Here is a 13392-nt window from a genome sequence, read left to right as displayed (position 1 = left end):
AGCTGGTCCTCGTGGATTTCACCGTCTGCTTGCTTGGTATTAGACACACCTTCAGCAAGCAGACGTCTCAACTAACCGGCTTTGTGATGTACTGATCATAGGTCACCTATAATAATGGTGAAATATCTGTGTAGATCCATCGGAAAATTGCGACTAGTATAACCAGCCCAGCTACAACCGCAAAGACCTCTTTGAGTCCAATATTATTCATGGCCGACATTCAACGTTCATCAGGAAATATATTTCGCAGTCCCTACAGATCGCAGTATAGGATCTGCTTCTGTATAAAATCGACATGTCGCAGGTCTTCTGGATGTCTCTCAACACTATCTTTTTCTACTTTCTATATTCATTGGTTATAATACATGAGTGAGGAAGAACCGGAAGATGACGAGAGTCCATACGGAAGCAAGAATTCACAGTCTGAAGACATACTAAAAGTTGAATATGAAAACGCTAAGCAGCGCTTGAGCACACAGCAAGAAGCAATTAAATCCTTCTCCGAGGAGGGGGCACGCTATTTGCGGCTGATTTTGGTCCTAATTGGGGTTCCTATTGCCGTACTGGGCGCTTTGGATCCGACTACGCTTACTCAGCTCGGGAATTCAATTATATCTGACAAGTGTATGTATAATGCGACGTCGTGTCCTTCAATAAGACATGCTACGGTAGCTGGTTCTATAGGATTGCTCACAACAGCCATCGCGAATATAGTCGCAGGCGGATATGAAGCATATAATACTCGCAATATGACTAATCCAAATGATATCCACAATACAATTACTTCGGAGAAATCGTCTTCAGACTACCTGAGAACCCGCCTTCAGGATTACAGAGGTAGAATTGAACAGAACGATAGGATCATATTTTCTCTGGACCGAATACTAATGGCCGGGAAGATATCTCTGCTATTCAGTATCATTATCCTGTCGATGATAGGATATAGGCTGCTGCTGGGGGCGCCGATCCCACTAAGTGAGCTACTATTGGTATTCTTGAGCGTCTTGCTAGTGTTCGGAATACTCTCTCGCGTTGTTCCGGATCGAATCTCAGGTCGAGACTCAACTCTGAGGTTCGACCCTCCATACTCACTTGAATATAAAGACGAGTTAAACGGTGAAGAAGAGGAAAACGCTAGCAGCAGTTCAGAGATTGAAAAGGAAGCTCAGAACTAAATGGTCATACCATAACGGGATTCCTGGCGAGAAGCATATCCTTCTCGCCCAACTGGCGAATAGGGGCTTAGTTTTAATACAGGTTGCGGGCAGAAGCATGGCGAACACAGCCGTCTACACGAGGTTCTCGACCTGGGAAAGAATCTCCACCCACAGCGCAACCACCTACTCGACTACACAGGGAACCGGAGGAAGCCGAATGGACTCGCGGGGGTCCCGCGAGCGAACGAAGTGAGCGAGTGGGACCAAGCGAGGGAACGACTGAACGACCGAAGGGAGTGAAGGAGTGGACTCGCGGGGATTTGAACCCCGGGCCTTCCCCGTGCCAGGGGGATGATCTACCACTGATCTACGAGCCCGCGAACGCATTTGTTCGTTCCCCGCTGGATATATTAAGGCCTTCGACTCGGGGACGTGGGCTGTTTGGCGCTGCCGCAGGGCGTCAGATTCGGTTCGAATCCACGTACACGTCGAGATCGACGTCGCGCTTCGACCCCTCCAAGTCGCGGACGGCGCGCTCGACGACCTGCTCGGCCTCGCTTCTGATCAGCGGGATCGCCTTCTTCAACACCCAGTCGAACGAGACTAGCCGCGGCAGGTCGAGCGCGTCGGCGCTGGCGGAGCCGGGGTCGAACTCGACTTCGAGCGCGACCTCGCAAGGGGCGTCGACGGTCTGGGCGGCGCTCTCGTCACCGCCGTCGGTCGCGGGCGGCGTCACCCGCCAGCAGCCGCCAGCGTCGATGTCCTTCGTAATCTCCCAGTCGATCCGCTCGGGCGGGTCGACGCCGGTCACCTCCGAGCGTGCGGTGTAGGATATCTTCCACCACGCGAACGTGAGCGCGTACTGGGTTCCGGGACCGCCGTCGCCGGTGACGGTTCGGACCTCCCGGAGGTACTCCGAGTAGTTCGCGTACCGCGGGAAATCGAGCAGGAACGCGTACACCTCCTCGGGGTCGGCGTACACCTCCGTACTCACGACAAGTTCGTCCACGTACGGGAGTTCGAGTGACGCTTATTAAACCGACCGGCGACCAGATCACTCTCGCTGGGACGGGTCGGTCACCGCTTCAGGCGTCGAAGTATGACACTTATAAATAGTAGGTGGTGGATCAGCGGAGAATACCGCCAAAGCCCCAGCCGCTTGCTTATAAACTGCCGATCGCAGATCTGCGGAGAATACCGCCAAAGCCCCAGCCGCGAGGGCGGCGCACGCTCGCTGCGGTCCTCGGTCGCTCGCTTCGCTCGCTCTCTGTGGTCCTTACGTCGCCTGCGCCGCCCTCGCGGCTGCCCCTTTGAGTCCCGACCCGCACAGCGCCTCACACCTCCCCAGCCTCGCCGTTCGCTCCGGGCTCCCTTCGGTCGCCCGTCGCTCACGGCGTCCCTCGCGCGTGCTCCTCGCGCCCCGTGGGCGCTCGGAGGCACGCGCCACCGCGCTCGGTCGGTTATTTATAAGTGATTGGTGGGTCGAGAACCGCGGTCGTCGGAACCCGGAACGGGCCGCCGAAGCCGCCGGATACATGGGGGTCGCCGCGTTTCTACGCCTATGTCCGCAGACGATCGCAACGCCTTCGAAGTGTACCGCGACCGGGTCGACCGACCCCTGAGTCGGCTGTTCCGCGAGTACGGGGCCTCGGAGGCCCATTGGCTCGTGATCGGAATGGTCGCCAACGTGATCGCCCGGGTCGCGGGGCTGATCCCGCCGGTCGTCCTCGGCGTCGCCATCGACGCCGTCTTCACCGGCACCGGCCCCTACACGCTCCCGATCGTGCCGGACGCCTGGCTGCCCACCGAGGGGGACGCGCAGTTCCGGCTCTCGGTGCTGCTCATCTTCGGGTCGTTCATCGTGACGGGCGTGTTCACGTACATCTACGGCATCGCCGCGAACAACTTCGCGCACCGCGTGATGCACGCGGTCCGCACCGACTCCTTCGACCAGATGCAACGGCTCGACATGACCTTCTTCGACGACAAACAGACGGGCGAGGTCATGTCCGTCCTCAACAACGACGCCTCGAACCTGGAGGTGTTCTTAGACAACGCCCTCCAGAACTCCGCGCGGCTCGGCGTGATGCTTGTGGGGATCGCGGGCGTCCTCGTCTACTACAACCACGAGCTGGCGATCGTCACCCTCGCCGCGATCCCGCTGATGGTCCTCTTTACGCTCTGGTTCATGCGCGCGGTCGAGCCGCGGTACGTCGCGCAGCGCTCGGTCGTCGGCGACCTCAACACCGCCCTCGAAAACGCGCTGTCTGGCGTCGAACTGGTGAAGACCTCCAACACGGAGTCCCACGAGAGCGAGCGCGTCGAGGACGCGTCCTTCTCGTACTTCCAGCGCACGATGTCGATCCTCCGGCTCAACTACGTCTACCGGCCCGGGATGGAGCTGCTCGCCGGGCTGGCGTTCGCCGCCACCTTCGCGGTCGGCGGCTTCTGGCTGGAGAACGGCCCGCCGGGACCGTTCACGACGGAGCTGACGGTCGGAACGTTCGTCACCTTCGTCCTCCTCACCCAGCAGTTCGTCGCCCCCCTCGCGGAGGTGTCGAACATCATCGACCAGTACGAGAACGCGAAGGCCTCCTGCGAGCGCGTGTTCGGCCTCCGCGACATCCCGGTCCGCATCGAGGACGACGACGACGCGATCGAACTCGGCGGCGACGCCCGGGGCGACGGCGGGACCCGAGACGACCGCGGAACCGACGACGGCGGCGACGCAAGCGGCGACGGCTCCGGCGAGACTCCCGCCGACCACGGCGGCGTCGTGGGGGCCGTCGAGTACGACGACGTCTCCTTCGCGTACCCCGAGAACGCCCTCGTCGACCCCGAGGACGCCGACGAAGAGGTCCTCCGCGACGTCTCCTTTGCCGCCGACCCGGGCGACACCGTCGCCCTCGTGGGACCGACCGGCGCCGGGAAGTCGACGCTGTTGAAGCTCCTCCTCCGGCTGTACGACGTCACCGACGGCGCGATCTCCGTCGACGGCCACGACGTCCGCGACGTGACCGTCGAGAGCCTGCGCTCGTCGGTCGGCTACGTCGCGCAGGACACCACGCTGTTCGACGGCACCATCGCCGAGAACATCCGCTACGGGCGGTTTACGCGGATCAACGAGGGCGGCGGTGACGGGGGTGACGACGCGCGGGGCGACGCGGAGGCGATCCGCGAGCGCGTGGTCGAGGCCGCGAAGGCCGCGGAGGCCCACGAGTTCATCTCGTCGCTGCCGAACGGCTACGAGACGCGGATCGGCGAGCGCGGCGTGAAGCTCTCCGGCGGCCAGCGCCAGCGGCTCGCCATCGCTCGGGTCGTCCTTCAGGACCCCGCGATCTTAATCCTCGACGAGGCGACCTCGGCGGTCGACACGGAGACGGAGATGCTGATCCAGCGCTCGCTCGACCGGCTCGCGGCCGACCGCACCACCTTCGTCATCGCGCACCGCCTCTCGACGGTGACGGACGCCGACACCGCGCTCGTGCTGGAGGACGGCGAGGTCGTCGAGCGCGGCACCCACGACGACCTGCTCGCCGAGGACGGGCTGTACGCGAAGCTCTGGGGCGTTCAGGCCGGCGAGATAGACGAGCTGCCGGAGGAGTTTGTCGAGCGCGCCCGCGAGCGCCACGTCGACCGCGCGGTCGAGCGCGCGACGACCGAGAGCGAGGTCGACTCGGAGACGCTCGATTAGCGGACGCCCGCTTTCTTCCGCCCCTCAGTCGTCGCCCGAGACCTGCCCGGCCGCGTCGACGCCGGCGTCCGGCACCGCGGCGGCTGGCGCAGGCGGTTCGTCGCGCACGTCGTCGCCGACGCCCTCGGCGATGACGTCGGCGTACGCGTCGGGGAAGACGCGGACGAAGTCGTCGAGCGCCGCGTCCCAGTCGTCGAGCAGGTCGGCCGCGCGCTCGCTGTCGGTGTACGCCCGGTGATTCTCGACGAGTCGGCGGAGCATCCGCTCGTCGGACTCGTCGAGCGTCTCGGAGACGGAGACCATCCCGCGGTTCACGCGGTCGTCGAGCCGGTCGTCGGGGTCGTACACGTACGCGATGCCGCCCGACATCCCGGCCGCGAAGTTGCGGCCCGTGTCCCCGAGGACGGCGACGACGCCGCCGGTCATGTACTCGCAGCCGTGGTCCCCGACGCCCTCGACGACCGCGCTGACGCCCGAGTTACGGACGCCGAACCGCTCGCCGGCGACGCCGTTGACGTACATCTCGCCCGAGGTGGCGCCGTACAGCGCGACATTGCCGACGACGACGTTCTCGGTCGGGTCGTAGCTGGCCTCCGCTGGCGTGTCGATCACGAGCCGGCCGCCGGAGAGGCCCTTACCGACATAGTCGTTGGCGGCGCCCGACAGCTCCATCGTGATCCCCGACGCGAGGAACGCGCCGAAGCTCTGCCCGGCCTCGCCGTCGAACCGGCAGGAGACCGTGTCGTCCGGCAGCCCCTCGCCGCCGTGTTCGGAGACGACGCGGTTCGAGAGCGTCGCGCCGACCGCGCGGTCGACGTTGCGAATCTCGCGGGTGAGCGCAACCGGCGCGCCGTCCTCGATGGCGGGCGCGGCCTCGTCGATGAGGTCCCAGTCGAGCAGGTCGTCGATGCCGGCGTGGGCCTGCTCGCGGACCTTCGTGCGCGACTCGCCCGCCGGCTCGGCGATCACGGCCGACAGGTCGAGGTGCTTCGCCTTCTCGTGGTCGGTCTCCCGCTGCGTGAGCAGTTCGGGCCGACCGATGAACTCCTCCAGCTCGGTGTACCCCTGCTCGGCCATGATCTCGCGCAGCTCCTGCGCGATGAACGTCATGTAGTTGATCACGTGGTCGGGCTGGCCGGGGAACCGCTGGCGGAGGTCCTCGCGCTGGGTGGCGACGCCGACCGGGCAGGTGTTCTCGTGGCACTGGCGGGCCATCACGCAGCCGGAGGTGACGAGCGACGCGGTGCCGAAGACGTACTCCTCGGCGCCGAGCGCGGCCGCGACCGCGACGTCGCGGCCGGTCCGCAGCCCGCCGTCGGCCGACACGCGGATGCGGTCGCGCAGGCCGGTCGCGCGGAGCATCTGGTTCGCCTCCGCGAGTCCCAGCTCCCACGGCAGGCCGGCGTTCTTGATCGACGTCTTCGGCGACGCGCCGGTCCCGCCGTCGTGACCGGAAATGTGGACGACATCGGCGTTCGCCTTCGCAACCCCGGCCGCGATGGTGCCGATACCGGCCTCCGAGACCAGCTTCACGTTGACGTCGGCCTCGGGGCTGGCGGCCTTCAGGTCGAAGATGAGCTGTTTGAGGTCCTCGATCGAGTAGATGTCGTGTTGGGGCGGCGGCGAGATGAGCCCGACGCCTGGCGTCGAACACCGGACGTGCGCGATCATCTCGTTGACCTTCTCGCCGGGGAGGTGGCCGCCCTCGCCGGGCTTCGACCCCTGCGCCATCTTGATCTGTAGCTCCTCCGCGTTCGCGAGGTACTCCGAGGTGACGCCGAAGCGCCCGGAGGCGACCTGCTTGACGGTACACTCCTTCTCGGTGTCGAACCGCTCCGGCGGCTCGCCGCCCTCGCCCGTGTTCGACTTCGCGCCCAGCCGGTTCATCGCGATGGCGTTGTTCTCGTGGGCCTCCGGCGAGATGCTCCCGAGGCTCATCGCGGCCGTCGAGAAGCGCTCGACGATCGACTCGACCGACTCGACCTGTTCGACGGGTACCGGGTCGCGGTCGGAGTCGAACTCCAGGAGACCGCGCAGCGACTGCAGCTCCTCGGTCTGGTCGTTCACCAGCTCGGCGAACTCGCGGTACTGATCGTAGTCGCCGCCGCGGACCGCCTGCTGGAGCGTGCCGACGGTCTGGGGGTTCCAGCCGTGTTTCACGCCCGATGACCGGTGTTCGTACTCGCCGGTGGTCTCAAGCTCGGGGTCGGCGCCGAACGCCATCGCGTGGCGGGTTCGGAGGTCGTCTTCGATCTGCTCGATCCCGATCCCCTCGGTCCGGATCTCCGTCCCCTCGAAGGACTCGGCGACGAACTCGGAGTCCAGCCCGACCGCCTCGAAGATCTGGGCGCCCTGGTACGACTCCATCGTCGAGATGCCCATCTTCGCCATCGTCTTGAGGAGACCGTCCTCCAGCGCGTGGCGGTACGCCGCGAGCGCCTCGTCCTCGTCGGCGCCATCCGGACCGGCGACCACGTCGGCGATGGAGGCGTACGCGAGATACGGGTCGACCGCGTCCGCGCCGTAGCCGACGAGCGTCGCGAGGTGGTGGACCTCGTGCGGCTCACCGGACTCGACGACGACGCCCGCGCGGTTGCGAAGCCCCTTGCGGACGAGGTGGTGGTGGACCGCGCCGGTCGCGAGCAGGCTCGGCACCGCGAGTCGATCCGGTCCCACGGCGCGGTCCGAGAGCACGACGACGTCGGCGCCGTCCTCGATCGCGGCCGCAGCGTCCTGGCGGACCCGGGTCACGGCGTCGACGAGCGACCCGTCTCGGTCGTAGGTGGTGTCGACGACGACGGAGGTGAACGAGGGTCCGGCGGACGCGTCCTCGTCGCTATCGCCGGGCGTCCGTTCGCCCGGTCCCGGGAGGTCGCGGAGGGCGGTCGTCTCTGCGTCCGTCAGGACCGGTGTGTCGGCGACGATCTGCTCCGCGTGTTCCGGCGTCTCGTCCAGGAGGTTGCGCTGGTTCCCGATCCGGGTCTCGAGCGAGGTGACCAGCTCTTCGCGGATGTAGTCGATCGGCGGGTTCGACACCTGCGCGAACAGCTGTTTGAAGTAGGTGAAGAGGGGGCGGTCGATGTCGGCGAGGACCGACAGCGGCGTGTCGTCGCCCATCGAGCCGACCGGGTCCTTCCCGTCTTCCGCCATCGGCTCGACGAGGTGGTTCAGCGAGTCGGTCGTGTAGCCGAAGGCGGCCTGATGGGCGCGGACTGTCGGTTCGGTCTCGTCCGCCTCGACCTCCTCCGATCCGTCGTCGCGAGCCGCGTCGTGGCCGGTGTCGATCCCGGCCGCGACCCCGTCCTCGTCTGTGAGTCCGTCGAGACCGACCTGGCCGCGGTCGACCCACTCGCCGTACTTCTCGTCGGTGAGGTCCTCGAACACCTCGTCGTCGGGGACGATCCGGCCCGTCTCCGGGTCCGCGACGAAAATCTCGCCGGGCTGGAGCCGACCGCGGCGGCGCACGTCGGCGGGGTCCGTCGGGAGCGCGCCGACCTCGCTGCCGACGACGAGGCGGTCGTCGGTCGTCACCTCGTAGCGACACGGCCGGAGACCGTTGCGGTCCAGGACACCGGCGACGCGCTCGCCGTCGAAGCCGATGACGAGCGCGGGCCCGTCCCACGGCTCGACGAGCGAGGCGTGGTAGTCGTAGAAATCGGCCCGGTCGTCGTCCATCAGGTCGTCGCCGCGGAACGCCTCGGGGATCAGCATCCGGAGCGCGTGCGGGAGGTCGCGGTCGGTCTGGAGGAGGAGTTCGAGCGCGTTGTCGACGCTCGCGGTGTCCGACTGGTTCGGGTCGTCGATCACCGGCTTGATCGTGTCGAGCTCGGCCCCGAAGGCCGGGTGTTCGAGGTCGTTCTCGCGGGCCCGCATCCAGTTGACGTTCCCGCGGATCGTGTTGAACTCGCCGTTGTGGACGATGTTCCGGTACGGGTGCGCGAGGTGCCACGCGCCGAGCGTGTTCGTCGAGAAGCGCGCGTGGACCAGGGCGACGTGGCTCGCGAACCGCTCGTCGGTCAGGTCCGTGTAGTAGTCGGCGAGCTGCGACCCCTTCAGCAGCCCCTTGTAGACGACGCGCTGGCGGTCGAGCGAGCAGACGTAAAAGCGGCCGGCGCCGTCGACCTCGGACACCGCGTTCTCGATCTCGCGGCGGGCCGCGTACAGCGCGCGGTCGAATCCGAGCAAGTCGGGGTCGGCGTCGTCCGGGCGAGTCTCCTCGGTCGTGAACCGCTGGGCGAGATCCGCGCCCTCCACCGGGGCGACGAACACCTGCGAAACCTCCGGCTCCGATTCGAGCGCCGTGGCGCCGAGGTCGGCGTTGTCGGTGGGCACCGAGCGCCACGCGAGCACCTCAAGCCCGTAGACGGCGCACACCTCGGCGATGACGTCGTGGATCTCCGCCTGGACGCCCGGTTCCGGCGGCATGAACACGGAGCCGACCGCGTACTCCTCCGGGAGGTCGGCGTCGACGACTTCGCGGAAGAACCCGTCGGGGCGGGCGACCATGATCCCCGCGCCGTCCCCGGTGTTCTCCTCGGCGCCGGTCGTCCCGCGGTGTTCGAGGTTCTCGAGCAGCGTGATCGCGTCCGTGACGGCCTCGTGCGTCGGCGCGGCGTCGAGGTCGACGACGCCGCCGATACCGCAGTTCGACCGGTCGTCCGTCGGCGCCGCGAGTCCCCCCTCCTGACCCGAGGACTCCGAGTCGCGTACGCCCCGGGTGGTACTACGTGACTTGGTCATACGCCCCCTCACGGATGAATAGTTAAAGGTATGACCCTGATAGGGGTAGGATCCATCGTACACACATTAGGGAATATAAGGTAATTATTCATAACGGGTGGTGAACAAATCACACACCTTAGAACCGATCAGTAATTTTCGTTTCTGGGCACGGTCCCAACGGAGATCCTGAAACAGCTCTGAGAACGTTTCGCGTATTCCGAAACGAGTGGTGAAACGTCCAGTCGGGAGTTACTCGTCGAGGGGGACGAACGTGCCATTGATGTCCCACTCGTGGATACAGTAGACGTTCCCGGGGTCGTCGGCTATCCGCCACCCGTCGACCTCGTCGTCCCACCGCTCCTCCCGCCCGCACAGCTCGCAGATGCGCTCCTCCGGCGGTGTGATGGTCACGCTCATACCCGATCGAACGGCGGCGCCGAGAAAAGGATATCGGGGATCGGCGGCAGCGAACGAGCTTCGGTGGTCGATCCGGCAAGCGTCTTCCGGTATCCCGGGTCGTCTTGGCAGTCCCGATTTCACGGCTTACGCGCACGGCAGCGGGCGAGCAGCGACGCACACGCCACCGCCGCGAGCGATCCGACGGGACCGAACCCGGGGAGGTCGTACACGGTCGATCGGATCGGCGCGTCGTCGTACCCGAGGTCGCTCGCGGCGTCCTCGTCGGAGGGGGAGTCACCCGCACCGGGCGACTCGACAGACTCGGTCGAGCCGGTCGCCGCCTCGGAATCGGTCGCGGACGCTCCGCCGCCGCTGGACCGCTCGTCGGCCGGACTGGACCCCTGCGCCGAGGGACCGCCTGTGCCGTCGTCCGTCCGCCCGGGACCGAAAATCTGCGGCGGCCCCGCGGACGCCGGAAGCTCCGATACACCGGGAGCGACCGTGATCCCGACTCCCGGACGGGGGGTCGCGCGACCACCGTCCGAGCCGCGCGATCCGTCGGACGGTCCCTGACCGTCCCCGCTCGCAGCGCTTCCGGTACCGGCCGAACTGCTGGGACCGGCACCGGGAGAACCGCCGGTGGCGTCCGAGCCATCGGTGCCGCCCGAGCCGCTGGGGTCGCCCGAGCCGCCCGGAGCGCCGGAGGCGCCCGACGTCCCCGACTCGGAAGACGTCCCGGTCCCGGACGAGCCGGCCGGTTCGGCTTCCGACGGCGGTGTCGCGGCGGGTCCGCCCTCGCTCCCGTTCTCCGCGTGCGCGTCGACCGAGTCGGTCGCGGCGTACGTTACCCGCGTCGTCACCGGATGGTCGCCGTCGTCCGCCCGGCGTAGTCGGTCGTCATCGACCCTGAACCCGGCTTCGAACGTCTCACCGTCGGCCGGCGGCGGCTCGGTGCCGAACGCGGTCTCGCCGTCGGCGACGAGGAACAGGCCGTCGCGGTCGAGGTGGACCGCGGACTCGTTCGGGGTCGACCCGAGTGAACCGCCCTCGACGGAGCCGTTGGCGTCGTCCGTGCTCGTCCGCGTCACCCCGAACGAGAGACCGTCGAGGCGGTCGAGGTCCGCGCCGCGCTCCAGCGACGCGTTCGCGGCCGCCGGGAGACCGGTCAGTCCGGTCGCGTTCACGGCGTAGACCAGCGTGTCGTTCGCGGTCGCGGTCGCCGCCGCGGTGAGCGTCCCGTCGGCGATCGCGTTCCGGACCGCGGTCGCGTTCTCGAAGCCCTCCGGAGCGGCCTCGCGCGTGGTGTACGCGGTCATGTCGGTCGTCGATCGAGGGTCCACCGTAATCGTGGTAGTGTCGTTGGCGACCGCGGTACCGTGTTCCGACCGCAGCGTGAGGTCGTACGTCCCGGGCGGGAGTGGGTCGGTACTCCCGGTGACCGAATCGACGCTGACGCCGGGACCGGTCGTGACGAACTCCGATGGAGAGTCCGGCGACGCGTACGTGTTGATTGAGATAGGCGTAGGGCCCGTATCTGTGGTCGTGAGTTCGAGTGTGGTAATATTGTCATCTGAAGATAGTAGCGAAACTGATGAGCGATTGTATGTTGTATTAAGTGTGAAATTGAGATGGCTACCGGTAGAGAGGTTTTTGTTGATGTTCGTAGATATTGTGGGTTTTTTGACCTCAACAACATCCACATCCTGAGTAGCAGTCATATCCGTGTTCGGGTCATATATCATTATACTGTAGGTTCCTGGTTGAGAAACTGGAATAAATCTGCTAGTATTAGAGGATTTATTCAATATGAGCTCATCACGATATACCTCCTCAGAGTTTGGTTTTGACATCTTAAGAGCTATACCCCGTCTCGTTCCGTTTTGTTCAATATATACTGGTATCCGTGAACTGGCTACTGTATCTGTGGTCTCGATGCTGATCGTAGAGTTAACCAATTCTATTGGGATATTTCGATCTCCAGATCTCGAGGTCAACGAATAGGATCCAGCCACAAGTCCGTCGGTGCTAAATTTATGGATTTTATTCTGATCTGTAGTATTTATTTTTCTGACTACTCTCCCATTAACACTGGAAAGGTTATACTGGGTCCGGCGTTGCGATCTAAATCCAATATTTGCCCCACGATTAATAGTGTATTCACCTCTATCAGAGACTATCGTAGCTACATGAGTAGGTGAAGTATAGACATTTTTGAGCGGAGTATTACTTGAAGTGGATGTGATATTGTTAAGGGAGATGTCATTAATCATTAGTTTAGTGATATTTGATGAATTAGATGGATATACGTACAGAAGATTATCGTCTACATCATATCTCTGAACATGATCGTTGAGCGCAATTTCTATTGTATTTCCATCTGAGAAATTAATGTCAACGTGACCTTGAGTCTCAGATATATTCGTATTAAATTCAAATAGAAGAGTACTGTTGGACTCTGCCTTTGCTTGAGTCCTGCTATAATAAAATGGACCTCCTACAAGTTGGGCAGGTACTGAAACATTGATAGTTGCTGTATCTAACGCGTAGATCGCATCAAAGCCGTGCTTATTCTGAGGGGAATGGAGACCTATAATAACGTCCGTTTCACCTTCAATATCAGTATCGCTAAGCGATATATTTTTGCTGGACAGTCCTACAGTGCCAATCTTCTGTCCAAGATCTCCGTTGTGTTTTTCCTCCCAAATTGTCACAGAAAGATTGGAGCTTAAACTGACGTTAACAGAATAATTATAGAAAATAGATTGTGTTGTTTCATCATAGGTATCTCCCTCCAATTTAATAGACCCAGGTGATGATATGTTGAACTCAACGGAACCTTTCTTCCCTCCCTGTTCGGCAGTATAAGAAATGTCGCGGTTAATTCTTGAACTTTCCCGACTGTACCTACTAACATTTGTTGTGTCGATATTCTCAATATAAAGATCAAATGGTTTGGAACCAGGGATCACCGATTCAGAGATGACAACTGTCGAATTAGTGTCATTTACATTTTCTAAATAGACACCAGTATTAGTTGTCCCCTCTTCGGAGACAATTCGATATGAGGTAGCATTATGATCTAATTTTGCTCCAGAAGCGACGAGATCTCCAATGTGAATTTTCACAGGATTATCAGACTGAATTACTTCGATACCGCTAATTACCTGCTCCTCCTCAGTTCCGATGGTAAGATCACTTGCACCGTCTACGTTCCATAATACCCCAGAGACTGCGATTGTTCCTGAGTTTATTAACAGCACAACAGTACCAATCACGAAGCAGACGGCAATGCCAATCGACAGCCATGGGAGCGATCGCATCCGGGTCATAGCGAACGGGCCACGGATGCCAGAGCGATCGCTCTCGGGGCAGCGCGGTATCGAGGGTCGACCGCGGCGCCCGCGAAGCGCCTCTTGTCAC

Annotated in this window: 6 protein-coding genes and 1 tRNA gene; 2 read left to right on the top strand and 5 right to left on the bottom strand. The window is 62.9% G+C overall.

Features of this window, described 5'->3' with window-relative positions:
- Positions 1-365: 365 nt before the first annotated feature.
- Positions 366-1175: a hypothetical protein gene (locus tag J2744_RS10490; RefSeq protein WP_210113303.1), complete on the top strand. Its 810-nt coding sequence runs from the start codon at positions 366-368 to the stop codon at positions 1173-1175.
- 287 nt (positions 1176-1462) lie between these two features.
- Here J2744_RS10490 and J2744_RS10485 read toward each other — a convergent pair.
- Together J2744_RS10485 and J2744_RS10480 are read right to left on the bottom strand one after the other, a co-directional pair.
- A tRNA-Ala gene (locus tag J2744_RS10485) sits at positions 1463-1534 on the bottom strand.
- A gap of 83 nt (positions 1535-1617) precedes the next feature.
- Positions 1618-2166: an SRPBCC family protein gene (locus J2744_RS10480; protein WP_210113302.1), complete on the bottom strand. Its 549-nt coding sequence runs from the start codon at positions 2164-2166 to the stop codon at positions 1618-1620.
- Between the two features lie 552 nt (positions 2167-2718).
- Here J2744_RS10480 and J2744_RS10475 point away from each other — a divergent pair.
- A complete protein-coding gene (locus J2744_RS10475) occupies positions 2719-4851 on the top strand; it encodes an ABC transporter ATP-binding protein (RefSeq protein ID WP_210113301.1) in 2133 nt (710 codons plus the stop codon).
- A 24-nt stretch (positions 4852-4875) separates the two neighbouring features.
- Here J2744_RS10475 and gltB read toward each other — a convergent pair whose 3' ends face one another.
- The 3 genes from gltB to J2744_RS10460 all read right to left on the bottom strand — a co-directional run bounded on the left by gltB (position 4876) and on the right by J2744_RS10460 (position 11288).
- Positions 4876-9591 (bottom strand): glutamate synthase large subunit, encoded by a 4716-nt coding sequence (gltB, locus tag J2744_RS10470; protein ID WP_210113300.1) that lies wholly within the window; start codon positions 9589-9591, stop codon positions 4876-4878.
- Between the two features lie 231 nt (positions 9592-9822).
- Positions 9823-9990: an HEWD family protein gene (locus J2744_RS10465; protein ID WP_210113299.1), complete on the bottom strand. Its 168-nt coding sequence runs from the start codon at positions 9988-9990 to the stop codon at positions 9823-9825.
- Between the two features lie 119 nt (positions 9991-10109).
- A complete protein-coding gene (locus J2744_RS10460) occupies positions 10110-11288 on the bottom strand; it encodes a hypothetical protein (protein WP_245203305.1) in 1179 nt (392 codons plus the stop codon).
- Positions 11289-13392: the final 2104 nt, after the last annotated feature.

The sequence above is a fragment of the Halorubrum trapanicum genome (assembly GCF_017873555.1).
Classification (GTDB): domain Archaea; phylum Halobacteriota; class Halobacteria; order Halobacteriales; family Haloferacaceae; genus Halorubrum; species Halorubrum trapanicum.
This window is presented reverse-complemented; position numbering and strand designations above follow the sequence as displayed.

Coding starts and splice junctions, on each gene's coding strand:
- J2744_RS10490 (WP_210113303.1), top strand. CDS start 366: ATGAGTGAGGAAGAACCGGAAGATGACGAGAGTCCATACGGAAGCAAG.
- J2744_RS10475 (WP_210113301.1), top strand. CDS start 2,719: ATGTCCGCAGACGATCGCAACGCCTTCGAAGTGTACCGCGACCGGGTC.
- gltB (WP_210113300.1), bottom strand. CDS start 9,591: ATGACCAAGTCACGTAGTACCACCCGGGGCGTACGCGACTCGGAGTCC.
- J2744_RS10465 (WP_210113299.1), bottom strand. CDS start 9,990: ATGAGCGTGACCATCACACCGCCGGAGGAGCGCATCTGCGAGCTGTGC.
- J2744_RS10460 (WP_245203305.1), bottom strand. CDS start 11,288: ATGACCGCGTACACCACGCGCGAGGCCGCTCCGGAGGGCTTCGAGAAC.